Source organism: Variovorax sp. CCNWLW235, from assembly GCF_037204085.1.
Taxonomy (GTDB): Bacteria; Pseudomonadota; Gammaproteobacteria; order Burkholderiales; family Burkholderiaceae_C; genus Variovorax.
In genome coordinates this window covers 35,743-59,409 of record NZ_JBBCBW010000016.1, presented here as the reverse complement: position 1 = coordinate 59,409, position 23,667 = coordinate 35,743, and the positions used below count along the sequence as shown (strand labels likewise).

Below are 23,667 nucleotides of genomic sequence, written 5' to 3'. Positions count from 1 at the left end.
CGGGGTCGTCCGTTAAAGGATGTGTTCAGTGCGCGGGCGCGGCGCCCAGCGTGAGCCGGGCCTCCAGCCCGCCTTCGGCGCGGTTGTTCAGCGTGAGCTCGGCGCCCATGGCCATGGCAAGCTGGTGCGCAATGGCCAGGCCCAACCCGGTGCCGCCGGTGCTGCGGTTGCGCGAGCTTTCGACGCGGTAGAAGGGCTTGAGCACCGCCTCGAGCTCGTCGGGCGGAATGCCCGGTCCGTTGTCGAGCACGGCAACCACCAGCTTGCCGCCCTCGGCATGCACATGCACGCGCACGTCGGTGCCGAACTTCAGCGCGTTGTCGATCAGGTTCATCAAGATCCTGCGCAGCGCGTTGGGGCGGCTCACAATGGGCGCGCCGGCCTTGCCTTCGAGCCGCACCTGCTGGCCCACGTCTTCGTAGTCGGCCACCATGCTCTCGAGCAGCGCGTCGGCATCGATGCGCAGCGGCGGCTCGGTCGCGCCGTGCAGCGTGCGTGCATAGGTAACGCCTTCGCGCACAAGGGAGTTCATGGCGTCCAGGTCTTGCCGGAACTTCTCGCGGTCGTGCTCGTTGTCCATCAGGTCGGTGCGAAGGCGCATGCGCGTGATGGGCGTCTGCAGGTCGTGCGAAATGGCCGCAAGAATCTCGACGCGCTCGGCCATGTAGCCCGCGATGCGCTGCTGCATGGCGTTGAAGGCGCGCGCCGCATGCGCGACTTCGCTGGGCCCGTCTTCCGCGAGCGCCTGGCCTTTGAGGTCAGGGCCCAGCTCGTCGGCCGCGGCGGACAGCTGCGCAAGTGGCCGCGTGACCAGCCTCACCGCATACCAGGCGCAAACGGCCAGCACCAGCAGTTGAACGACAAGCAGCCACATCACCCAGCCCGACACAGGCATGCCCACGCGCCTGGCATGCACCACCACGGAAGACCCGTCACCCAGCCGCACCTGGATTTGCAGCCCCTCGGGCGGCCAGGCCACCTCACCCACCTTGACGATCTCGAAGGGGCGCATCGCTTCTACGATGGCGGCGGCAAACTGGCGCGAAGCGGGCGAGCCGGGCTCGGTACCCTCCGCGCTGCCGCCCAGCACAAAGCGGTAGTTGCGCCGCTCCAGCCGATCGAGCCAGCTTGCGCGCTCCGCTGCGGGAAGGCGATCGAGAATGGCGACCGAGCTGGCGATGTCGCGCTCGATGCCGATCATCATCAGCTCGCGAAGCGCCATGTTCCGCTCGTAGCGAATCGCGGCGAAAGTGAGCAGTTGCGCAACGGCCAGGCCCACCACGATGATCAGCGTCACGCGGTAGAACAGCGAATCCGGCAGCAGCCTGCGCCACCCCTTGGCGGCACTTGCGGCATTCGCGGCACGGGCCGTGTTCGCAGAAAGGTTCGCGGGAGTGGGCATGGGCGCTTTCTTCTATGGGCGGCGTGACCGGGTCACACCAGGTTGATGGCAACGTCGATGTTGCCTCGGGTGGCCTTGGAGTATGGGCAGGTCTGGTGCGCCGCGTCGGTCAGGGCTTGTGCCACTTCGCGGTCCAGGCCCGGCAGGCTCACGTTCAGGCGCGCCTGCAGAAAGTACTCGTTGCCGGCCACGCCCAGGTCGACTTCGGCGTCCACAGCCAGGTCGGGCGGCAGCGTGACTTTCATCTTGCCGGCCGCCTTGCCCATGGCGCCGATGAAGCAGGCGGACCAGCCGGCGGCAAACAGTTGCTCGGGGTTGGTGCCAGCGCCGGCGCTGCCGGGCGAAGAGAGCTTGATGTCCAGGCGGCCGTCGGAGCTGCGCGCTTCGCCGTCGCGGCCGCCCGAAGAGGTGTGGGTCTTGCCGGTGTAGAGGACTTTTTCGATGCGGGTCATGGTGATTCCTTGATGGAGGTTGACATACGTTGGTTTGCGAACGAACGGATTGTTGGGCTGCCCCTGCCCTGCCGACCCGCATTGCGTATGCCTATGTATCCGCGCAAGAAATCCACACACTACGTTTCACTGTCCCCCGTCTTCGGGCGGCGGTGACGCTACATTGCGGCTGCGGCGCCTCCGCGCCATACCTTCTTCTCACTGCCATGACACCCAAGACTTCCGATCACATCCTCATCGTCGACGACGACCGGGAAATCCGCGAGCTGCTCACCACCTACCTGGTGAAGAACGGCCTGCGGGTGGTCGCGGTGCCCACCGGCCGGCACATGCGCGCCGCGCTGGAAGAGTCGGGCCCGTTCGACCTGATCATTCTCGATTTGATGCTGCCCGGCGAAGACGGGCTCACGCTGTGCCGCGACCTGCGCACCGGCAAGTACAAGGCCACGCCCATCCTCATGCTGACCGCGCGCAGCGAGGAGGCCGACCGTATCCTGGGCCTGGAGATGGGCGCCGACGACTACCTGGCCAAGCCTTTTTCCGCGCGCGAACTGCTCGCGCGTCTACGTGCCGTGATGCGCCGCACCCGCATGCTGCCGCCCAACATGAATGCCGCCGAGCCCGCGCAGAAGCTGGCATTCGGCGAATGGGAGGTCGACACCGTGGCCCGCCACCTGATCGACGAAAGCGGCGTGATGGTGGCGCTGAGCGGCGCCGAGTACCGGCTGCTGCGCGTTTTTCTGGACCACCCGCAGAAGGTGCTGAGCCGCGACCAGCTGCTGAGCCTGACCCAGGGCCGCGAAGCCGAGCTCTTCGAGCGCTCCATCGACCTGCTGGTGAGCCGGCTGCGGCAGCGGCTGCGCGACGATGCGCGCGAGCCGCGCTACATCAAGACCGTGCGCAGCGAAGGCTACGTCCTCGCTTCGTCTGTCGAGGCGAAAGACTGACCGAGGCAATGCACTGGCAGTTGGTCGGGTTGCGCACCTCGTGCGCCACGCCGCCGGCAAAAAAAAGCAGCGCAAACCAGAGCTTCTTCATTTGACGCTCCCGCCCGGCACCGGGGCAGTGGCCGCAACGCCCGAAGGTTCCGCAAGCAGCGCCTGTATTTTCTTCTCGGTGGCGCCGTAGCTGCCTTCGCCGAAGTGCGAATAGGCGATGCGGCCCTGCTTGTCGATCAGGTACACGGCAGGCCAGTACTGGTTGTTGAAGGCCCGCCAAGTGCCGTAGCTGTTGTCCTGCGCCACCGCGTGCCTGATCTGCAGGCGCTGGATGGCGTCTTTCACGTTCTTGGTCGACTTTTCGAACGCGAACTCGGGCGTGTGCACGCCCACCACGGTCAGGCCCTTGTCCTTGTACTTCTCGTGCCACTCTTTCACGTGCGGCAGGTGGTTGAGGCAGTTGATGCAGGTGTAGGTCCAGAAGTCGACCAGCACCACCTGGCCGCGCAGCGCTTCCAGCTTGAGCGGCGGCGAGTTGAGCCACGTGTCGATGTTCTGGAACTCGGGCGCTGGGCGCGCAAGGCCGGCGGATGCATTGGCGCCGAGCTGCGGCGCGGCAAACGCCAGGGCAGCCACCGATGCGGCGATGGCCGCGGCAATGCCCGAAGCAACGGCAACGCGGGGGAGCTTCATGGTGATTTCCTTGGAGCAATGCGCATGGGCGCGGGTTGTTGACGAGCGGATTGTTTTCCGCCCGCCAGGCCCTCGATGCGTATTGCGTATGCCTATGTATCAAGGCAGAAAATCAACACACTACGTTTCACAAGGCGGAGCCGCCCGCCCTGCGAACGCTCAATCCAGCGAAACGTTCGCCTTGCGGATCACATCGCCGAACCGCTTCGTTTCGCTTGCGACGAACTCGTCGAACTGCGGCCGCGTGGTCGGAAACGGCTCATAGCCGAAGCTCTTGAACTTTTCCTGCACATCGGGTTCGGCCAGGCCCTTTTCGATGTCGCGCTTGATCTTCTCGGTGACTGCAACAGGCAGGCCCTTGGGCACCGCAATGGCGTTCCAGCCGATCACCTCGAAGCCCTTCGGACCGCCCGATTCGGCGACGGTCGGCACGTCGGGGAAGGCGGCTACGCGCGCAGGCGCTGCCGCGGCCAGGAAGCGGAGCTTGTTGGCGCGCTGCAGCGGTCCGGCGGTGGCACTGCTGCCAAGCGCAAAGGCCAGTTCGCCGGTGGCCACCGAGGTGTAGAGCTGCGTGGTTTCCTTGTAGATCACGTGCTCCATCTGCGTGCCGGTGGCCGACTCGAAGAGTTCCGAACCCAGGTGCACGGGGTTGCCAACCGACCATGAGCCGTAGTCGAGCTTGCCCGGGTTGGCCTTGGCGTCTGCAATCAGGTCGCCAATGGTCTTGTACTTGCTGTTGGTGGCAACGGTAAAGAAGAAGTAGGTCTTGAAGAGAGGCAGCAGCGCGTCGAAGTCCTTGCCGGCGTCATAGGGCAGCTTCTTGAACAGCGCGGGGTACGCGGCCAGGTGCACGTTGTCCAGCACGATGATGTCGTGCCCGTCCTTGGCGCCGCGCTTGAATGCGTCGATGGCGATGAAGCCGTTGCCGCCCGGGCGGTTCTCGACCACCACCGGCTGGCCCCATGCGCGCGAGAGCTTGTCGGCCACAAGGCGGGCCACGCCGTCGGGGCCGCCACCGACCGGGAACGGCGTAATGATGCGCACCGGCTTGGTGGGAAATGCGGCTTGCTGCGCGCCGGCGGTCATCGGCAGCAGGCTACCGGCGGTGAGTGCGAGCACGGCGGCTGCGACGGCGCGGCGCGAAACCGGCGAACGGAAAAAGGTCATGCGAGAAGTCTCCGACTAGTTATTGAAGAAAAGAGAAGCGGTCGCGCGTGCGGCGGCGGCCGCGCAGAATCAATCGACCGAAGCGCCCGACGCCTTGACGATGCCGGCCCACAGCGCACTCTCCCTTGCGATGAGTGCGGCGTATTCGGCCGGACCGCCGAGCAACGGCACGGCGCCCTCCACATCGAGGCGCGACTGGAATTCGGCGCCGCCCGCCACCTGGAGCATCTGCGCCGACAGCTCTTTCACGAACGCGTCAGGCGTGCCGCGCGGCGCAAGCACGCCGTAGGTGAGCGTGCTTTCGAAGCCCGCAAGCTCGCGCAGGCCCGACTCGGCCACGGTGGGCACATCGGGCAGCGTGGGCAAGCGCTTGGTGCCGGTCACTGCAATGGCACGCAGCCGGCCGCCTTTCACCAGCGCGAGCGCGGGCGGAATGACGCTGAACATCATCTGAACCTGCCCGCCCGCGAGGTCGGTGAGCGCGGGGTTGGTGCCCTTGTAGGGAATGTGATTGAGCTTGCTGCCCGTGCGCTGCGCGAAGAACTCGCCGGTCAGGTGGCCGCCTGTGCCGCTGCCGCTCGATGCGTAGTCGAGCAGGCCCGGCCGCGCCTTGGCTTCGGCGACGAGGTCAGCCACGCGGCGCACCTTCGACGCAGCAGGCACCACGAGCACCAGCGCGGACGAGGCGAACATCGCGACCGGCAGCAGGTCCTTGCGCGCATCGAACTTCAGGCCCTTGTAGAGGGCGGGATTGATCGACACGGTGCCCGTATGCCCGAGCAGCAGTGTGCTGCCGTCAGGTGCGCTGCGCACCACCTGCTCGGTGCCGAGGTTGCCACCCGCGCCCGGCTTGTTGTCGACGATGACGCCCGACTTGCGCACTTCGCCGAGGCCCTTGGCCATCTGGCGCGCGAACACGTCGTTGCCGCCGCCGGCCGCAAAGGGCACGACGATGCGGATGGGCTTGCTGGCGGCCTGCTGCGCATGCGCGGGCACGCCCGCCGCTGCCAGAAGGCCCAGCAGCAGATCGCGTCGGGCGATGCCCATCAGACGCGTTCCAGGATCACGGCAATGCCTTGCCCCACGCCGATGCACATGGTGCACAGCGCATAGCGCCCGCCGCCCTTGTGCAGCTGGTTGACGGCGGTGGTGGCCAGGCGCGCCCCGCTGGCGCCCAGCGGGTGGCCGAGCGCAATGGCGCCGCCGTTGATGTTGACGCGTGCGTCGTCGTCCTTCAGGCCGAGCAGGCGCAGCACGGCAAGGCCCTGGGCCGCGAAGGCTTCGTTGAGCTCGATCACGTCGATCTGGTCGATCGTGAGGCCGGTGAGCGCCAGCACCTTTTGCGTGGCGGGCGCGGGGCCGATGCCCATGATGCGCGGCGCAACGCCGGCGGTGGCCATGCCGACCACGCGGGCGCGCGGCGTGAGGCCATGCTTCGCGGCGCTGGCTTCGTCAGCCAGCAGCAGCGCGCAGGCGCCGTCATTCACGCCGCTGGCATTGCCGGCGGTTACGGTGCCGTCGGGGCGCACCACGCCCTTGAGCTTGGCGAGCGATTCCATGCTGGTTTCACGCGGATGCTCGTCCTTGTTGACGATGAGCGCATCGCCCTTTTTCTGGGGCACGGTCACGGGCACGATCTCGGCATCGAAGAAGCCGGACTTCTGCGACGCCACGGCGCGCAGTTGCGAGTTGAGCGCCATCAGGTCTTGCGCCTCGCGCTCGATCTTGTAGTCGGTGGCTACGTTCTCAGCCGTTTCGGGCATGGAGTCGACGCCGTACTGCGCCTTCATGAGCTTGTTGACGAAGCGCCAGCCGATGGTGGTGTCGTACACCGCGTTGTTGCGGCTGAAGGCGCTTTCGGCCTTGGGCATGACGAAGGGTGCGCGGCTCATGCTTTCCACGCCGCCTGCAATCATGAGGCCCGCCTCGCCCGCGCGGATGGCGCGCGCCGCGGTGCCCACGGCATCGAGGCCCGAGCCGCACAGGCGGTTGATGGTGGCGCCGCCGAGTTCGATCGGCAGGCCCGCCAGCAGCGCCGACATGCGCGCCACGTTGCGGTTGTCTTCGCCGGCCTGGTTGGCGCAGCCGTAGAGCACGTCGCTCACGGCTTGCCAGTCGACGTTCTTGTTGCGTTCCATCAGCGCCTTGAGCGGCACGGCGCCGAGGTCGTCGGTGCGCACGCTGCTGAGTGAGCCGCCGTAGCGGCCGAACGGGGTGCGAACGGCGTCGCAGATGAAGGCTTGGTTGGTCATGTCTTTTGTCTCAAAGGTGAATGAATCCGCTTCATGCGGCAATGGGAAGGCCCACGAGCTTCTCGAGCTCTTCGCGGCTGAGGCCTTCGACCAGGTCGACGAGCTTCAGGCCCTGGGGGGTGCATTCGAGCGTAGCAAGGTCGGAGTACACGCGCTTCACGCAGCCGATGCCGGTGAGCGGATAGGTGCATTCCTGCACCAGCTTGCTCGTGCCCTGCTTGGTGAGCAGGTCCATCATCACCCAGGTCTGCTTCGCGCCGATGGCCAGGTCCATGGCGCCGCCCACGGCAGGAATGGCGTCTTTCTCACCCGTGTGCCAGTTGGCAAGGTCGCCCGTGGCCGACACCTGGAAGGCGCCGAGCACGCAAATGTCGAGGTGGCCGCCGCGCATCATCGCGAAGCTGTCGGCATGGTGAAAGAACGAGCCGCCCGGCAGCAGCGTGACGGGCTGCTTGCCGGCGTTGATGAGGTCGTAATCTTCTTCGCCGGCCGCAGGCGCGGGGCCCATGCCGAGAATTCCGTTCTCGCTTTGCAGGATGACCTCGCGGCCCTTCGGCAGATGGTTGGCCACCAGCGTGGGCTGGCCGATGCCGAGGTTGACGACGGCGCCGTCGAAGATGTCCTGCGCCACGCGGGCGGCGAGCTGGTCCTTGGTGCGACGTGTGTATGTGGTGTTGCTCATGGTCATGCCGCCTTCTTGAAGCCGCCGGCTTGCGTCGCCACGCGTTCGATGCGCACCACCTGGTGCACGAAGATGCCCGGGGTCACGATGGTCTCGGGGTCGAGCGTGCCGAGTTCGGCAATGTCGTGCACGGTGGCAATGGTCTTCTTGGAAGCCATGGCCATCACGGGGCCGAAGTTGCGCGCGGCCTTGCGGTAGACCAGGTTGCCCCAGCGGTCGCCGCGCTCGGCCTTGATGAGCGCCACGTCGCCGTGAATGGGGTACTCGAGCACATATTGCTTGCCGTCGATCTCGCGCGTTTCGCGGTTGCCCGCGAGTTGCGTGCCGTAGCCCGTGGGGCAGAAGAAAGCGCCAATGCCGGCGCCGGCCGCGCGAATGCGCTCGGCCAGGTTGCCTTGGGGCACCAGTTCGAGCTCGAGCTTGCCGCTGCGGTAGAGCCCGTCGAACACCTGGCTGTCGGCCTGGCGCGGAAAGCTGCAGATGATCTTGCGCACGCGGCCCGCCTTGAGCAGCGCCGCCAGGCCGGTCTCGCCGTTGCCGGCGTTGTTGTTGACGACGGTGAGGTCCTTGGCGCCCTGCTCGACGAGGCCGTCGATGAGTTCGCCGGGAATGCCGGCGGTGCCGAAGCCGCCGATGAGAACCGTGGCGCCGTCCTGGATGCCTTCAAGGGCATCGGCGACCGAGCGCGCGATCTTGTTGATCATGAAGCCTGTCTCCGGGAGTGAAGAAAGAAACCGAACTGCCTGCGATCCGCTCGGGCGACCCGATCGATTCTGCGAACCGCTGATTTGTTCGTCTAAAGAACATTTGTTCGTATAATGAATTCTAAAGAGGATCACCCCGCATGGCAACCCACGCTCTGAAAACCGGTACGCCCAAGACCCCCGAGGCACCCGCCCCCGGCGACAGCTACGTGCAGTCGTTTGCGCGCGGCCTGCAGGTGATTCGCTCGTTCAGCGAAAGCGCCCCCCGGCAGACGCTGAGCGAGGTAGCGGCCGCGAGCGGGCTCACGCGGGCCGGCGCGCGGCGCATTCTGCTCACGCTGCAGACGCTGGGCTATGTGGTGACCGACGGCAAGCTCTTCACGCTCACGCCGCGCATCCTCGACCTGGGTTTTGCATACCTCTCGTCGATGCCGATATGGAACCGCGCCGAACCGGTGATGGAAGCGCTGGTGCAAGAGGTGCAGGAGTCTTGCTCGGCCGCCGTGCTGGATGCGACCGACATCGTCTACGTGATGCGCGTGCCGACCAAGAAGATCATGCACATCAGCCTGGGCGTGGGCTCAAGGTTGCCTGCGTACTGCACTTCACTGGGCAGGCTGCTCCTGGCCGACCTCCAAGACGACGAGGTGCGCGCGCGGCTCGAAGCCTCGAACATCGAGGCCCTCACCAAGCACACGGTGACCGACATCGATGCGCTCATGGCCAAGGTGGCACAGGCGCGCAGGCAGCAGTGGTGCCTTGTGAACCAGGAGCTCGAAGAAGGCCTGATCTCGGTGGCCGCCCCCATCGTCAACCGCCAGGGCCGCATGGTTGCGGCACTGAACATCAGCGGCCAGGCCAACCGCACCAGCGCCAAGGTGATGCAGGAGACCATGCTCCCGGCGCTGGTCGACGCCGCGAAGAAGGTCTCCCAACTGCTTTAGGCGCATCGGAGGGCGTGCTAGCCCTCTGATTGAATGCCCTTCATGATGATCACGCCGCCGAGGCGGGCCGTGTCGGAGCGCATGCGCTTGGCGAGCGCATCGGGCGTGCCCGGCTGCGCTTGCCAGCCGGTCTTCAGCAGCGCCTGGCTCACCTCGGGCGAGCTGGTCACCTCGACCAGCGCCGCATTGAGCTTGGCAACGGCAGCCGGCTTCATGCCTGCGGGCGCAGCCAGCGCGGTCCAGATCTCGAGGTCGGCGCCGCGCACGTCGGCATCGCGAATGGTGGGAAGCTCGTTGGCCAAGGGGCTGCGCTCGGGCGAGGTCACGCCAATGGCTTTGATCTTTCCCGACTTCACATGCGGCAGTGCCAGGCCGGGCGGCAGCAGCGCGAGCTGGATCTCACCTGCCAGCAGGCCGGCAATGACTTGCGGGTTACCGGTGTAGGGCTTGTGCTGCGCGGTAATGGCGGCGCGGCTCTTGATGAGTTCCATGCCCAGATGGCCCACCGTGCCCACGCCCGGCGTGCCGTACTTGCCGCTGCTGCTCAGATTGCGCGTCCACAGCAGCAGCTCGGCCGCGGTCTTGCCGGGCGCGTTGCCCGAAACCACGAGCACCAGCGGCGCGGTGCCGATCATGCCGACCGGCAGGAAGTCTTTCTCGGGATCGAAGCTGAGCTTGGGGTTGAGCAGCTTCGCAATGGTGAGATTGCCGTTGATCAAAGCGCCGATAGTGTGGTCGTCAGTCGCCTTGGCCACCTGGTCGGCCACGAGGTTGCCGCTGGCACCCGGCTTGTTCTCGACCGTGACCGGCTGGCGCAGGATCTTCGACAGCGGCTCGGCGATGGCGCGCGCCGCAAGGTCGGGCGATGCACCGGCGGGAAAGCCCACGAGGATGCGAACAGGCTTGGTGGGCCACGCGTCGCCGCCGGCCGCGCCGGCTGCGGTGCGCTGCTGCGCCAAGGAACCCGGCGCAAAAAGCGACGCGGCAAATGCTGCTGCGCCGCTTTCCAGCAAGCGGCGTTTGGTGATCTTCAAGGTGGCTCCAGAGAGTGAAGGAACTGGGAGATTGCTGACAATCTGCTTACACAACGTTACATGATCGTGCTGTGTTGCGCAAGTCGATGCGTATTCATGGATGTGGGCATGCAATGGCATGTTGACGGATGCGTATTTCGGTGCATTGGCCCTTGGAATTGCCGATGTATCCGTAAGTTAACCGCCCACATACAATCCCTGCCGCATCTCCCTTTCCCTCCTACGAGGCCTCGTCCGCAATGCCCAAGAGCCCCCTCCCGCGCGCCCGTTTCAGCCTTACTCCTGCCGTGCGCGCCCTGCTCCTGGCAACGGCCTGCGGCATGGCACTGCCTGTGATCGCCGCGGCCGAGCACGACGAAGTCGACCGGCTCATGCAGGCCGGCAAGCTCGACGAGGCCATGGGCCGCGCCGACGCCTTCCTGAAGGACAAGCCGAAGGATCCGCAGATGCGTTTTCTCAAGGGCGTGATCCAGCTCGACACCGGCAAGCGCGCCGAAGCCATTGCGGCTTTTACGCAACTCACGCAAGACGCACCCGAGCTGCCCGAGCCCTACAACAACCTGGCGGTGATCTACGCGAGCCAGAACCAGTTCGACAAGGCGCGCAGCGCGCTCGAAAGCGCGATTCGCACCAACCCCAGCTACGCCACGGCGCAAGAAAACCTGGGCGATGTGTACGCGCGGCTGGCCAGCCAGGCCTACAGCAAGGCATTGCAGCTCGACCAGAACAACACGGCGGTGCAACCCAAGCTCGCGGTGATCCGTACCTTGTTCACTCCCGCACCGGCTGGCGGCAAGCCCGCGGCAACCGTAGCGGCCACAGCCGCGCCCGCGCCCGCTCCCGTGGTAAAGGCACCCGTCGCAGCGGCACCGGTGCCCGCGCCCGCACCCGCTCCGGTCGCCAAGGCAGTGCCCCCCGCACCGGCGCCCGCGGTGGTCGCCAAGGCGCCGGAAGCTTCGGCACCGCCAGCTTCGACATCTACGGCTGCATCCGCGGCGGCACCGGCACCCACACCCGCGCCGGCCGCAGCCTCTCCCGCTGCGGCAGCTGAAGTCGAATCGGCCGTGCGCGGATGGGCTTCTGCGTGGGCGGGCCAGGACATGGACCGTTATCTCGCCGCTTACGGGCCCGACTTCAACCCCGGCGGCGGACAAAGCCGCAAGAGCTGGGAAGAAGAGCGCCGCGCGCGCATCGTCGGCAAGTCGAGCATCAGCGTGAACATCGAGAACCTGGTGATCAACGTCAACGGGCAAGTGGCCACCGCCAAGTTCCGGCAGATCTACCGCGCCGACAGCCTCAACATCTCGAGCCGCAAGACGCTGGAGCTGCAGCGCTCCGGCAACCAATGGCAAATTCGCAAGGAAAGCGTCGGCGGATAGTGGCGGACATCGTCCGGCACGCCCGGCCACAGACCTCTCCGCTGCAACGCGGCCGGACAAGGCTTGCCGCACTCCTGGCGGCATCGGCCCTGCTGCTGGCGGCGCCCGGCGCGGCCAGCGCGTCGACGCAGGCCCAATCGGGCAGCAACAAGGCCGGCAGTGCGAAGGCCAAGGCGGCTGGCGCCGGGCGCACGGCAGCACACGGGGCCGGCAAGGCAGCAAAAGCCGGCACCAGGAAGGCCTCCGCGGCGGCAACCAGAACGGCAGCGGCCAAGCCCGCCCCGCGTAAAGCGGCCGCATCTTCATCGGCCGCCATCCAGGAAGCCACCGGCGCCGAAGCCCGCCTGATTGCGGTCTACGAGCTGTTCGGCCGCGGCAAGACCCGGCCCGCGCTCGCAAAAGCACGCGACCTGGTGCGCGACTATCCCAACTTCCAACTCGCCCAGCTCGTCTATGCCGACCTGCTGGCAACGCAAGTGCCCCCAGGGCACGCCTTCTCCGACGCCGGCATTGCGCGGCTGCGCGGCGATCCGGCCATGGCCGACCTGCGCGAAGAATCCCGCCGGCGCCTGCAGGCGCTGCGCGAAAGGCCGCCGGCCGGCACGGTGCCCTCGCAGTTCCTGGCGCTCTCCACGCGCAGCCGCTATGCCATTGCGGTCGACGCCTCGCGCTCGCGGCTTTACCTGCTCGAGAACTCCGACAAGGGACTGCAGCTCGTGGCCGATTACTACGTGTCGGTCGGCAAGTCGGGCATCGACAAGGCCACCGAAGGCGACGCACGCACGCCGCTGGGGGTGTACTACATCACCAGCAGCCTCGACCCCAAGTCGCTGCGCGACTTCTACGGCGCCGGGGCGCTGCCCATCAACTACCCCAACCCATATGACGTGCGGCGCGGCAAGACCGGCGGCGGCATATGGCTGCACGGCACCCCGTCGCAGCAGTTTGCCCGCGCACCGCAGGCCAGCGACGGCTGCGTGGTCATGGCCAACCCCGACCTGAAGCAATTGCTGCGCAAAGTGCAGATCGGCGCCACGCCGGTGATCACGGCGCGCAGCCTGCAATGGATCTCGCCGCCGCAGGCCGAAAAGGAAGCACAGGCGTTCACAAGCACCATCGCGGCCTGGAAAGAGGCGCGGGCCAACGGCAATGAAGCGCAACTGAAGAAATTCTATTTGCCGGATTTCCAGCGCAGCAACAATAAAAAATCCACGGAAGGATTTGCAGCCCTGCACGACGAGGTGGAATACGCCCAAGGCAAGCGCGTCCAGTTCAAGGATGTGTCTTATCTGCATTGGCGCGACGGCGACGACACCATGGTCGCCACCTTCGGCGAGGTGTTCGAAGGCGAAAAGAGCGGGCGTACACGCCGCCAATACTGGCTGCGCCAAGGCAGCGATTGGAAGCTTTTTTACGAAGAAGTACTGGGCTAGGTACCCACTTAGGCCCTCCTGCCGACGGGGTTGTGCCCGAAAAATGTGATTTTTTCCTCAGACGGAACACCAAACTTGGGTGTTACATCTGGCTTCACACCGTCTGCGTTACGTAACACGTAACCCATTTGTTCCCGTAACAAGAATCTTTCGCACGTTCCGCGAGGCCGTAACGCGCGTCCCACATTCATGGGATACGGGCGCTCTTCCACAGAGGGAAGAATGCGACCTCAAGACGCCTGCTCCCCTCTGAAGCAACAACGTCCATGAATGCGGCAGGAGGCTGGCCGCCATCCTGCTTACGCCTTCTTACTAGCACAGGAAAGGCAGTGCCTCACGGGTTCACCTCCTTGATACACCGAGTTACGCTGTATAACATTCACCGTGCCAGTCGCTGTTAACAACTTTTAAAAGGGGTAAATCATGCTCAATTCAATTAATCGTTTTTTGCGTGACGAAGAAGGCGCCACCGCAATTGAATACGGAATCATTGCGGGACTGATTTCGGTTGTGATGATCACGGCCATTACCGGAACCGACGGAATCGGCGCAAATCTGTCGACCATTTGGACAAACATTAAAACAGCCATCGCAGCCGCTTGAGTTACTGCACAAGCAATGAAATCAGCCTTGTTCATCTGGTTGCTACTCATTGCCATCTATGACTTCCGGCAGCGCCGCGTTCCCAACTGGCTTGTGGTTGCAAGCGCCTTCCTCGCTCTTGCGGCACTGGCAACGGGAATGGCTCCCATCGAGCAAGACTGGACTGCCGCCCTGCTCGGCGCAGCCACCGGCTTCGGCTTTCTGCTGCTTTTCTACGCACTCCGAGTCATGGGAGCCGGCGACGTGAAGTTCGCCGGAGCTCTCGGACTCTGGGTGGGCCTTTCGGCTTTGCCGGCCATATGGCTCATCGGCAGCCTGCTCGCCGGTCTTCACGCCGCGCTTTGGCTCGCTCTTCAGCGCTGGCCCGTTTTGCCCCGGCTTTCGCTGGCGCTCTTCGGGCCATCGTCTTCGCCGGAGGGCCAGCCTGCGCCCACCCGGGTTCGATTTATTCCTTATGCGGCCTACCTCGCGCTGGCCGCCGCGGTGTGGATGGTTTGGGGTCGACAGGGTAGCTAGCCGCCCCGTCACCACGAGTTGTTCATCGATGACTCTCGAATGGCCCCCTTCCTTGCCCTGCCGCCCATGATCAATCTCACCAAAATCGTTGCCGCCGTCCTCGTGCTCCTGGCCCTCGCGCTCGGCGGCTATGCATGGCTGCTCAGCCGGCAGCCGCCACCGCCGGTTGCAGTCGCCCCTTCGACGGCCGCCCCGGCCAAGACGGCCCAGGCGCAAACGTTCAGGGTGGTCGTGGCGTCCAAGCCGCTCCCCGCTGGCCGCGCGATACCGGCCGATGCGCTACGCGTCGAACGCCTCACGATCAATCCCGCGGGCGCTTTTCAGGAGACGGCTCAACTCGCGGGCCGGGTGCCCGTGATCGACCTGGGCGAGGGCACGCCGCTGGTCGAAGGCCAACTGGTTTCCGGCCTGGCCCTGCGCGTCGGCGAAGGCGAACGAGCGGTCGCCATCAAGGCCGACGAGGTCATGGGCGTGGGCAACAAGGTACGGCCCGGCGACTTCGTCGATGTCTTCCTCATGCTCAAGTCCGACGGCAAGGACATCGACCGCAGCCAGGCGCGCCTGCTCCTGTCGCGCAAGCGCGTGCTGGCCTACGGCGGCGCCTCCATCGACGGCATGCCCTCCGGAATGGACAAGAACGGCGCAGCCCAGCAGCAGGCCCAGCGCGCCGAGGCAGCCCGCACCGCCGTGCTCGCCGTGCCCGTGGACGACATCAACCGGCTGACGCTCGCCGAGAGCAGCGGCCGCTTGCTTCTGGCGCTGCGCAACCCGACCGACATGTCGGAACCCGACCCGAAGCTTTTTGCCGAACTGCCCACGGCCCTGCAGCCGGTGGCGCAAAAAGCCGGCGACGCCCGCAGGGCCCCGCTCGAAGGCCTGGACCGGGCCCAGGCCGGCATGACCGCCGCCGACTTCGTCACGGGCGGCAAGCCGGGCAACTCGCGAGTGCCAACCGTTGCCGCCGCGGCCGCCACTGCAAATACCCCGGCCCGCACGGGCGCCCCCCGCGGCGGACTGCAGGTCGAGGTCATTCGCGGCGACCGCAGCGAAACCATCAACTACTGATCAGCAACCAGTGGCACGCACATGCAAGCCACCCAGGAAACGAACACCATGACGATCGCCCCCTGTGCGAAAACAACCGGCACGGCGCGCTCCATGCGCCCGACCCTTGCGGTGCTGTGCCTGCTGGCCTCGGGCGTCTGGGCGGTGGCGCCCGCAACCGCGGCCGACGCAGCGGCGGCGCCTGCGCGCGCTGCGCTTCAACTGCGCATCGATGCGGGCACGCAAAAGGAACTGCTGATCGGCAAGGGCATCGAGCGCATGGCCATTGCGGACGAAACCGTGGCGGGCGTTGCACTCACCCGCCAAACGCCCAACTCGCCGGCGGCGCGCCTCATCGTCACCGGCAAGGCGGCCGGCCGCACCACGCTCATGGTCTGGGAAAAGGGCCAGGCCAACGCCATCGTCTATGCGCTCGAAGTACGGCGCCGCACCTCCACGCTCAATGGCTCGCTCAACAGCATGGAAGCGCACCAGGAGGCGCGCGATGCGGCCATGTCGGCCGGTGGAGAAAAGTCGGCGCTGGTCGATCGCTCCGTGGTCAATGTGCGCAGCAACACGGTGCAGGTCGAAGTCAAGATCGTCGAGTTCAACCGCAGCGTGCTCAAGCAGGCCGGCCTCAACATCTTCAGCACGCGCGCCAATTCCAACGGCTTCAGCTTTGGCGTGTTCACGCCGTCGTCGCTGCGTTCGGCCTCGTTCGCCCCCGACGGTTCGCTCAGCGGCGAACACAACAACCCCCTCGCGCAGGCATTCAGCCTGCTGTTCAATTTCGGCAAGGCCGGCATCGGCCTGAACGTGGGTTTTCTCGAGGGCAACGGTATGGCCCGCGTGCTCGCCGAACCCACGCTGGTGGCGCTGTCGGGCCAGAGCGCAAGCTTTCTGGCGGGCGGCGAACTGCCCGTGCCGGCGCCCCAAGGCCTGGGCACCACGAGCATCGAATACAAGCCCTTCGGCATCGGCCTCACCCTCACGCCCACGGTGCTGTCGAACGACCGCATCGTGCTCAAGGTGGCGCCGGAGGCCAGCGACCTGGACTACACCAACTCGCTCAGCATCGGCGGCGTGGCCGTGCCCGCCATCAGCACGCGGCGTGCCGACACCACGGTGGAACTCGGCGACGGCGAGAGCTTCATCATCGGCGGCCTCGTGAGCCGCACCACCACGTCGAACGCCGACAAGGTTCCGCTGCTCGGCGACATCCCGGTGCTCGGAACCTTCTTCAAGCAGAACAAGTACCAGATGAGCGAGAAGGAGCTGGTGATCCTCGTCACGCCGCACCTGGTGAAGCCGATTGCGCGCGGCACCGATCTCGCCCCGTATCTGCCTGGCGGCGCCGAGCAGCGCGACGGCCCCGTGTGGCGCGCCCACCTTCTGGGGCCCGCTTCGGGCACCACTGTTCCGGGCTTCTCACGTTGACTGAAACAAACCCCACAGATCCGGTGGCAGACGCCATGAACGCTCCCCGCGACAGCCTTCCAGAGACCGGTGCGGAGACCTATCTCTTCGCATCGCCCAACAGCGGCCACATCAACTGGCTGACCGACGCACTCGCCCGGCTGGGCACGGTGGTGAACCTTCCCGCCGAGGCCAAGTCGCTGGACGAGCGCATGGCCATGCTCGGCCCCGCCGCGGTGTTTCTCGATTTTTCGGGCGACCACGCCGCGGCGGCAAGCGAGCTTCACCAGCGCCTCAAGCGCGAATGGCCGACGCTGCCGGTGCTGGCCACGGGCGTTTCGGCAGAGCCCGCTTCCATGCTGGCTGCGCTGCGCGCCGGCGTGGACGACTTCGTGGACATGGCCGCGCCGCCGACGGATGCGGTCAACACGCTGCGCAAGCTGCTCGATCGCCAGAGCAGCCTGCCGGGCCGCACGCGCGGACGCACGCTGGCGCTGCTGGGCGCCCGTGCCGGCATTGGCGTGACCACGCTCGCGGCCAGCCTGTCGCTCGTGCTCAAGGACCAGCTGTGCCAGGCCGGCGCCCTGCCCCAGGCCGGCCGCAACACGCGCGGCGGTGTCGCATTGCTCGACCTCGGGCTTCCGGCGCGCGACGGACTGCTTTATCTCGACACGCAAAGCGGTTTCAGCTTTGTCGACGGCGTGCGCAACCTGCGCCGCCTCGACCAGACGCTGCTGCAAACCGCACTGGCCCACCACGCGAGCGGCGTGGCCGTGCTGCCTCTGCCTGCGAGCCTTGCGCAGGTGCGCGAGATCTCGCATGCGGATTCGGTGGCGCTGATCAAGCGGCTCGGCGACTTCTTCGATTTCCAGATCGCCGATCTCGGGGGCTTTTCGACCCTCGACTTCGTCGCGCAGACGGTGAAGGCGGCGCCGCGCAGCTGGGTCGTGTGCGACCAGAGCATAGGCGCCATCGTTTCCACGGCGACCATGCTCAAGGAACTGCGCACGCGCGGCGTGGAGACCGAGCGGCTGTCGCTGGTGGTCAACAAGTTCGACGGCCATGTGGGCCTGTCTGCCAAGGACGTTGCCGAGCGGCTCGAACTGCCGCTGCACCATGTGGTGCCGGCGCGCAGCACGCAACTGCTGGCGGCGGCAAGCCGCGGCGAAATGCTGGTGCGCACCGCGCGCAGCGACGCCTACTCGCAAGCGGTGGCCGAGCTCGCGCGCGGCCTGCACCAGGAACTCGTGTCCGGCACAGGCCAGCCGCCGGCCAGGGAATCCAGATGGGCCGCGCGAATACCGCGACTTGCCGGTTTCTGGAAAAGCTCTAGTGAAGGTTGAACCGCCCTTATGTCCAACGATCTCGAATTCGCCGACGATGACCAGGCGTTCATCAACTCCCAGCAGTTCCAGGACATCAAGAGCTGGACGCACGACCATCTGCTGAGCCGCATCGAAGAGCTCGGCGCGGAGTTCGGCCGCTGGTCGCGCGCATCCATCCAGCAGTTCGTCGAACTCGAGGTCGACAGCTTCGTGCGGCTGCGCCGTGTGCCGATCAACGACCGCGAGATGCAGCTCATCTCCGACGCGCTGACCAAGGAGCTTGCGGGCTTTGGGCCGCTGGAAGACCTGCTCAACGATTCGGCGGTGGAAGACATCCTGATCAACGGCTACCAGAACGTGTACGTGTCGCGCCACGGCATGCTCGAGCGCGAGACGGTGCGCTTTGCCGATGCGGAGCACGTGATGCGCATCGTGCGCCGCATTCTCGCGCCGCTCGGCCGGCGGCTGGACGAATCCAACCCGATGGTCGACGCACGCCTGCCGGACGGCGGACGCATCAACGTGATCATCGAGCCGCTCGCGATCGACGGACTCTCGGTTTCGATCCGCAAGTTCCGCAAGGAACCGCTCACGCCGGCCGACATGGTGAAGCTCGGCACCTTCGACGCGGGCATGGCGCAGCTGCTGGAGATTGCCGTTCGCGCACGCTGCAACATTCTTGTGAGCGGCGGCACCAGTTCGGGCAAGACCTCGCTGCTCAATGCGCTGGCCACCTTCATTCCGCCGCGCGAGCGCGTCATCACCATCGAAGACACGGCGGAGCTTTCGCTTGGCACCAGCCATGTGGTGCGCCTTGAAAGCCGCCCGGGCGGATTCGACGGCACCGGCGTGGTGTCCATTCGCGACCTGCTGCGCAACAGCCTGCGCATGCGGCCAGACCGCATCATCGTGGGCGAGGTGCGCGGCGCCGAAGTGATCGAGATGATGCAGGCAATGAACACGGGGCACGAAGGCTCGATGGGCACCATTCACGCCAGCTCGCCGCGCGAATGCCTGTACCGCCTTGAAATGCTCGCGGGCTTTGCGGGCTACCAGGGCAGCGAAGTGAGCCTGCGCCGGCAGATTGCCAACGCCATCGATTTCATCGTGCAGATCGGCCGCCTTTCGAACGGGCAGCGCCGCATCCTCTCGCTGAGCGAAGTCACGGGTGTCAACGACAACGTGGTGGCCATGCAGGAGCTCTACCGCTACGAGCCCATCACGTCGCCCGACGGCGAGGAGCGCGACCGCTGGATATCGCTGGGCATTGCGCCGCATTCGCCCAAGATCACGCGCTTCAGGCAATCACTGACGCGCGGGCAGCAGGGAGACAACAACCGTGCGTGAAATGCTGCTCGCGGTGGCCTGCCTCGCGCTGCTGTTCGCAGCCGCGGGGCTGCTGCTGTGGCAATGGGCCAAGGGCCGCCAGGCACGCCAGGCCGCCGCGCGGCACCTGAACCAGCAGATCCAGGCCAGCACGGCCGCCGGCTCACCGGCGCCGATGCCCATCCCTCTGCGGGACCCGGCCAACGACAACCTCATGGCGGGCGTGACCTCGGACCCATGGCTCAACGCCGACGCAGGCACCCCGGCCGCCGCACCCGCCGGGTTGCTCGAAAAGGCCCTTCCCGAGTGGCTGATAGGCGTGGTCGCCCCCCGCATGGCCGCATTGGGGCTGGCCGTCATCGTGGCGGCGGCCGCACTCGCCGGCCTGCTTGCCGGCTGGGTGTCGGGCTTGAGCACGCTCGCGCTCCTGGTTCTTCTTGCAGCCTTCGCGGTCTGGCTGCGGCTGCAGAAATTCCGCCGCAAGCTCGTGAGCCAGCTGCCCGGGTACATCGACGCGATGGTGCGGCTGATCACCATCGGCAACTCCACGCAGGCGGCCTTCCAGCTTGCGATTGCCACCACCGAGGCGCCGCTGCGCGGCCAGCTGGAGCGCTCGGCATCGCTGGTGCGCGCGGGCATGGACCTGGACCGCGCCCTGCACCAGACGGCCAGCAATGTGCGCATCGAGGAAATGTTCCTGCTGGCGTCCATCCTCGGCCTGGGTGTGCGCTACGGCGGGCGCTCCGACCTGCTGCTGGAGCGCGTGGGCAACTTCATGCGCGATCGCGAGCAAGCCGAGCATGAGCTGCTCGCCCTGTCGTCCGAAACCCGGCTTTCCGCCTGGATTCTCGGGTTGCTGCCTGTGAGCGTGGGCGCCTTCTTCATCCTCACCAATCCCGCCTACTTCATGGGGATGTGGAACGACGGAACCGGCCGCATCATGGTTCTCTCGGCCGCGGGCTTTCAGCTGTTCGGTGCGGCACTTCTCTACCGGCTGGCGAAACTCACATGACCTTCACCACCAACCAGCTGGCGATTCTCAGCCTGGCGCTGCTGGCCCTGGGCCTGATGGCCGGTGCCGGCGCGCTGATCGCGGCAGAGTTGCGGCGCTCGCGCAGCGGCAAGGTCATCGGCCGCGCCATCCAACAGGTCACCACGGCGCCGGGCGGATCCGGGGGGTCCGCCGGTGCGGCCGACGTGTTCAACGCCTCGGCAAAGACGGACATCGAGTTGCCGTTTCATTGGCTCGATTCGCGCATCGGCCGCGCACTCGTGGCAAACGAGGACCGCAACCTCATCGATCAATGCGGCTTTTCCTCTAAGCGGGCGCAATTGGTTTTTCTGGTGACCCGCATCTTCTTCACGTTCCTTCTTCCCTTTGCCGTCTACGTGCTGTGGAGCGCCGGCCGTCCGCAGCGCACCGTCACCATCGTGCTGGCGGCCGCGTTCGTCATCGGCTTCATGGCTCCCAAGTGGGTGCTCGGCCGCATCGCCGCCAAGCGCCGCGAGCGGGTGAACCAGGAGCTGCCGCTGTTCATCGACCTGCTTCGCCTGCTGCAAGGCGTCGGACTGAGCCTGGACCAGAGCCTGCAGATCATGGCCAGCGACTTCTCGCACGTGCTGCGCGTGCTCGGCTACGAACTGACCTTTGCCAACAACCAGTACAGCCGCGGCCGCAGCCGCGAACATTCGCTGCAGCGCCTTGCAACCTTGCACAAGAACGAGAACCTTCGCGGGCTCGTGTCCTTGCTGGTGCAGGTCGACAAGCACGGCGGCGCCGTGCAGGAGCCGCTGCGCGTCTTCAGCGACCGGCTGCGCGAACACCGGCGTTCCGAAATGAAGGAACGCATCGGAAAGATCACCGTGAAGATGACCGCCGTGATGGTGACCACGTTGCTTCCGGCGCTCGTCATCGTCACCGCGGGCCCGGCCTTTCTTGCCATCTTCCGTTCACTGGGAGTCGCCGCCAAATGAAGCCACTCGACCTTTGCGCAAGCCCGCGTCCTGCTTGCCGCTTGCTGGCCTTTGCCTGCGCAGCAGCCGCGGCCCTTGCAGTTACCGGCTGCGCCGGCCTCAAGGACCAGTACGCCGCCAGCACCGACGCGCATCAGCGCATGGCCGCCGAAGCCGCGGCGGACACCAAGGCCGGCGCCGCCGTGGACACGCAGGCCACCTACCTCAAGCTCGTCGAGCAGATGCAGAAGGAAGACCTGTGGTTTGCATCGCTCGCGCACATCGACGCCTTGGAGCAGCGTTGGGGCGTATCGCCTGAATCCACACGCGCGCGCGCCGAAGCACTGCGCCAAACCGGGCAGGCCGCAGCCGCCGAAGCCGCCTACAAGCGCCTGCTGTCCACGCCGCTGGCGAGCGCGGGCTACCGCGGGCTGGGCCTCCTGGCGGGCATGCGCGGCAACTATGCCGAGGCGGTCCAGCTGCTTGCGCAAGCGCAGCGCCGCACCCCGACCGATGCACTGCTGCTGAGCGATCTCGGCTACGCGCACCTGGGCGCCGGCCAGATCGAGGAAGCGCGGCTACCGCTGATGCAAGCCCTGCAGTTGCGCCCCGACAGCACCCAGGCGCAAGCCAATCTCGCGCTCTACTTGGAAGTGACCAACCAGCCCGACCGGGCGGCAGCGCTGATGGATGCCCACCGCATGCCCCAACCGACACGCTTGGCCGTGCGCGAAGCGGCACTGCAGATGCGCACATCGGGCAAGTTGCCCGCACCCGTTGCTGCTGCCGCAGCGGCGGGAACTCGCGCCGAACCTGTTGTGGCCCCCCTTGCGCTCAAAGCGTCCCGATGGACAGGTGCGGGCGGCATGAGAACCGCGAGCCAGACCAACCCTTCGGCCTCTGCACCTGAAGCGCCGCTTTCACTGAACTCGACCTCGCGAGGTACACCATGAACCACCAGCTTGCCGAGCGGATCGCGTTGACGGCCGCATTCTTCTTCATGGCAACCGCCGCTGCAGCGCAAGCCGTGCCGCCGGCGCCGCAGCCCGCGGAGGCGCAGAGAGCGCAGGAGGCGCGGGAGGTCGAAGCTGAAGCCGAGGCTGAAGAGTTCGAATCGCCGCCACCGCTGCTCATGGGCGATGCAACCCAGAGCCTGCTCGCCTGGCAACGCAGCGGAGAAATCGCCTCGCGCACACCCCGGCCCATTGCCGGCAGCGTGGCCAGCCGCAGCTATGAGCGCTACATCAAGAGCTTCGAGCATCCGATCCCCGAGCACCTTGGCTCTACGGTGACCAAGTCGAAGGGCGGCGGTGGCGCCTCCTCTTCCGGAGGCCGGTAGGCAAAACGCCGACCTTCGCCGCGCACTGGGAACCACCATGGAAACACGCAACCACGCAAAGCCCGGACACGCCCAACACGGCGTGTATGCGATCGAATTTGCGTTCGTGTTCCTGATCATCTTTGCGCTGCTGTACGCGGTGATCTGCTATGGCTTCTTGTTGACGATGCGCATGAGCCTGCAGAACGCGGCGGAAGACGGTGCCCGTGCGGGGCTGCGTTATCAGAGCAGCCTGGACGCCAGAAAAACCAAAGCCAACGACATTGCCGTAGAGCGCAGCGACTGGCTGCCTGCCGGCCTGAAAGCGAACCGGAATGTCGAGGCAAGAATCTGCCTGGCTGGAACGGACGACTGCTCGCAGGCGGCGCCCCCTTGCGGCCCGGAATGGAACAACCGGTGCCAGGTGGTTGTAACCGTTGCTGTCAGCGGCATAGACACGCTGTTTCCCGCGTTCCCGAGCTTTGCGGTCCCCGCCCGGATTGCAGGCCAGGCCAGCATGCTGCTCGACGGGAGGTCGTTGTGAAGTCCGGCCGGCTCAAGCTCGAACGGGCCGTGGCTCGCCGTCAGCGAGGCGTTGCCGCCATCGAGTTTGCGCTCGTCTTCGGTGTTCTGTTCCTCGGCATCTATGGGCTCGTGACTTTCTGCGGCGTTTTGTATGTGCAGCAGGTCATCTCTCGCGCGGCCGAAGACGGCGCGAGAGCCGCTCAGTCTTTCCGCAGCGACACGCCGGCCGCAGAACTGCAGACGAATGTTCGAACAGCGGTGTACCGGTCGCTGGCACTCTCGACGATTACCCCCGCTTCCGCAGGTAGCGCGCCTTCTTCAAAAGAGACTTGGCTTCGCGCGAAGATGGACATCCCTCCTGAAGTGGATCTGTCAGCTGGAGAAGTAGCAGTAAGGGTGAGCTATCCGTACCGCGCCAACCCGCTTTTGCCCCCCATTCCTCTCACCGGGAATTGGATGCCTGACCGCCTGGTTGGTAAGGCTACGGCTACCCGATCCTCTTCGTAGCGGCACACGATGTATCCATTCACTCGAAGGATCCGGCGCCGGCAAAATGGATCA

The 23,667-nt window shown here is 66.1% G+C and carries 25 protein-coding genes; 16 read left to right on the top strand and 9 right to left on the bottom strand.

What is annotated here, in order from left to right; translation table 11 throughout:
* Positions 1–25 precede the first annotated feature (25 nt).
* Positions 26–1,402 carry an ATP-binding protein gene (locus V9L21_RS17850; protein ID WP_337314112.1) on the bottom strand — a complete coding sequence of 459 codons (1,377 nt, stop codon included), beginning with the start codon at positions 1,400–1,402 and terminating at the stop codon, positions 26–28.
* Between the two features lie 32 nt (positions 1,403–1,434).
* Complete coding sequence (locus tag V9L21_RS17845) at positions 1,435–1,854, bottom strand: organic hydroperoxide resistance protein (RefSeq protein WP_337314110.1); 420 nt, start codon at positions 1,852–1,854, stop codon at positions 1,435–1,437.
* Between the two features lie 206 nt (positions 1,855–2,060).
* Between V9L21_RS17845 and V9L21_RS17840 the strand changes: the two genes are divergently transcribed.
* The gene (locus tag V9L21_RS17840) at positions 2,061–2,801 is read left to right on the top strand and encodes a response regulator (protein WP_126747108.1); all 741 of its coding nucleotides are present in this window, start codon (positions 2,061–2,063) and stop codon (positions 2,799–2,801) included.
* 87 nt (positions 2,802–2,888) lie between these two features.
* On the opposite strand, the gene V9L21_RS17835 is transcribed toward V9L21_RS17840, so the two are convergent.
* From V9L21_RS17835 to V9L21_RS17810, 6 genes are all read right to left on the bottom strand, one after another.
* Positions 2,889–3,485 (bottom strand): thioredoxin family protein, encoded by a 597-nt coding sequence (locus tag V9L21_RS17835; RefSeq protein WP_337314108.1) that lies wholly within the window; start codon positions 3,483–3,485, stop codon positions 2,889–2,891.
* 159 nt (positions 3,486–3,644) lie between these two features.
* Positions 3,645–4,652, bottom strand: a complete 1,008-nt coding sequence (locus tag V9L21_RS17830) for a Bug family tripartite tricarboxylate transporter substrate binding protein (RefSeq protein ID WP_337314106.1) — start codon at positions 4,650–4,652, stop codon at positions 3,645–3,647.
* A 69-nt stretch (positions 4,653–4,721) separates the two neighbouring features.
* Positions 4,722–5,699, bottom strand: a complete 978-nt coding sequence (locus V9L21_RS17825) for a Bug family tripartite tricarboxylate transporter substrate binding protein (protein WP_337314104.1) — start codon at positions 5,697–5,699, stop codon at positions 4,722–4,724.
* Positions 5,699–6,904 carry a 3-oxoadipyl-CoA thiolase gene (gene pcaF / locus V9L21_RS17820; RefSeq protein WP_337314102.1) on the bottom strand — a complete coding sequence of 402 codons (1,206 nt, stop codon included), beginning with the start codon at positions 6,902–6,904 and terminating at the stop codon, positions 5,699–5,701. Before pcaF ends, V9L21_RS17825 begins: the two co-directional genes overlap by 1 nt.
* Positions 6,905–6,935: 31 nt before the next feature.
* Positions 6,936–7,592 (bottom strand): 3-oxoacid CoA-transferase subunit B, encoded by a 657-nt coding sequence (locus tag V9L21_RS17815; protein ID WP_337314100.1) that lies wholly within the window; start codon positions 7,590–7,592, stop codon positions 6,936–6,938.
* Positions 7,589–8,290: a 3-oxoacid CoA-transferase subunit A gene (locus tag V9L21_RS17810; protein WP_126747114.1), complete on the bottom strand. Its 702-nt coding sequence runs from the start codon at positions 8,288–8,290 to the stop codon at positions 7,589–7,591. The genes V9L21_RS17815 and V9L21_RS17810 overlap by 4 nt, the downstream gene beginning before the upstream one ends.
* Positions 8,291–8,430: 140 nt before the next feature.
* On the opposite strand from V9L21_RS17810, the gene V9L21_RS17805 reads away from it, so the two are divergent.
* Entirely contained in the window at positions 8,431–9,234 is an 804-nt protein-coding gene (locus V9L21_RS17805; protein WP_337314096.1) for an IclR family transcriptional regulator domain-containing protein, read from the top strand.
* Between the two features lie 17 nt (positions 9,235–9,251).
* Here V9L21_RS17805 and V9L21_RS17800 read toward each other — a convergent pair whose 3' ends face one another.
* Positions 9,252–10,268 carry a Bug family tripartite tricarboxylate transporter substrate binding protein gene (locus V9L21_RS17800; protein WP_337314094.1) on the bottom strand — a complete coding sequence of 339 codons (1,017 nt, stop codon included), beginning with the start codon at positions 10,266–10,268 and terminating at the stop codon, positions 9,252–9,254.
* Positions 10,269–10,507: 239 nt separating this feature from the next.
* On the opposite strand from V9L21_RS17800, the gene V9L21_RS17795 reads away from it, so the two are divergent.
* From V9L21_RS17795 to V9L21_RS17730, 14 genes are all read left to right on the top strand, one after another.
* Positions 10,508–11,647 (top strand): nuclear transport factor 2 family protein, encoded by a 1,140-nt coding sequence (locus V9L21_RS17795; RefSeq protein ID WP_337314093.1) that lies wholly within the window; start codon positions 10,508–10,510, stop codon positions 11,645–11,647.
* Complete coding sequence (locus V9L21_RS17790) at positions 11,647–13,080, top strand: L,D-transpeptidase family protein (protein ID WP_337314092.1); 1,434 nt, start codon at positions 11,647–11,649, stop codon at positions 13,078–13,080. The genes V9L21_RS17795 and V9L21_RS17790 overlap by 1 nt, the downstream gene beginning before the upstream one ends.
* Before the next feature lie 423 nt (positions 13,081–13,503).
* Entirely contained in the window at positions 13,504–13,683 is a 180-nt protein-coding gene (locus V9L21_RS17785) for a Flp family type IVb pilin (RefSeq protein WP_337314090.1), read from the top strand.
* Positions 13,684–13,698: 15 nt separating this feature from the next.
* Positions 13,699–14,199 carry an A24 family peptidase gene (locus V9L21_RS17780; protein ID WP_337314088.1) on the top strand — a complete coding sequence of 167 codons (501 nt, stop codon included), beginning with the start codon at positions 13,699–13,701 and terminating at the stop codon, positions 14,197–14,199.
* A 66-nt stretch (positions 14,200–14,265) separates the two neighbouring features.
* Positions 14,266–15,264 (top strand): Flp pilus assembly protein CpaB, encoded by a 999-nt coding sequence (cpaB, locus tag V9L21_RS17775; protein WP_337314086.1) that lies wholly within the window; start codon positions 14,266–14,268, stop codon positions 15,262–15,264.
* A gap of 93 nt (positions 15,265–15,357) precedes the next feature.
* Positions 15,358–16,680: a type II and III secretion system protein family protein gene (locus V9L21_RS17770; protein WP_443305138.1), complete on the top strand. Its 1,323-nt coding sequence runs from the start codon at positions 15,358–15,360 to the stop codon at positions 16,678–16,680.
* Between the two features lie 35 nt (positions 16,681–16,715).
* Positions 16,716–18,002, top strand: coding sequence for an AAA family ATPase (locus tag V9L21_RS17765; protein ID WP_337314083.1), 1,287 nt, complete (start codon positions 16,716–16,718; stop codon positions 18,000–18,002).
* Positions 18,003–18,011: 9 nt separating this feature from the next.
* Positions 18,012–19,331: a CpaF family protein gene (locus tag V9L21_RS17760; protein WP_337314081.1), complete on the top strand. Its 1,320-nt coding sequence runs from the start codon at positions 18,012–18,014 to the stop codon at positions 19,329–19,331.
* Between the two features lies 1 nt (position 19,332).
* Positions 19,333–20,322 carry a type II secretion system F family protein gene (locus tag V9L21_RS17755; protein ID WP_337314243.1) on the top strand — a complete coding sequence of 330 codons (990 nt, stop codon included), beginning with the start codon at positions 19,333–19,335 and terminating at the stop codon, positions 20,320–20,322.
* Positions 20,319–21,284, top strand: coding sequence for a type II secretion system F family protein (locus V9L21_RS17750; protein ID WP_337314080.1), 966 nt, complete (start codon positions 20,319–20,321; stop codon positions 21,282–21,284). The genes V9L21_RS17755 and V9L21_RS17750 overlap by 4 nt, the downstream gene beginning before the upstream one ends.
* Positions 21,281–22,216 (top strand): hypothetical protein, encoded by a 936-nt coding sequence (locus V9L21_RS17745; protein ID WP_337314078.1) that lies wholly within the window; start codon positions 21,281–21,283, stop codon positions 22,214–22,216. The genes V9L21_RS17750 and V9L21_RS17745 overlap by 4 nt, the downstream gene beginning before the upstream one ends.
* Entirely contained in the window at positions 22,213–22,602 is a 390-nt protein-coding gene (locus V9L21_RS17740) for a DUF3613 domain-containing protein (protein ID WP_337314076.1), read from the top strand. Before V9L21_RS17745 ends, V9L21_RS17740 begins: the two co-directional genes overlap by 4 nt.
* A 37-nt stretch (positions 22,603–22,639) precedes the next feature.
* Positions 22,640–23,125: a TadE/TadG family type IV pilus assembly protein gene (locus V9L21_RS17735; protein WP_337314073.1), complete on the top strand. Its 486-nt coding sequence runs from the start codon at positions 22,640–22,642 to the stop codon at positions 23,123–23,125.
* On the top strand, positions 23,122–23,613 hold the full coding sequence (locus V9L21_RS17730; protein ID WP_337314071.1) for a TadE/TadG family type IV pilus assembly protein: 492 nt from the start codon (positions 23,122–23,124) through the stop codon (positions 23,611–23,613). The genes V9L21_RS17735 and V9L21_RS17730 overlap by 4 nt, the downstream gene beginning before the upstream one ends.
* Positions 23,614–23,667: the final 54 nt, after the last annotated feature.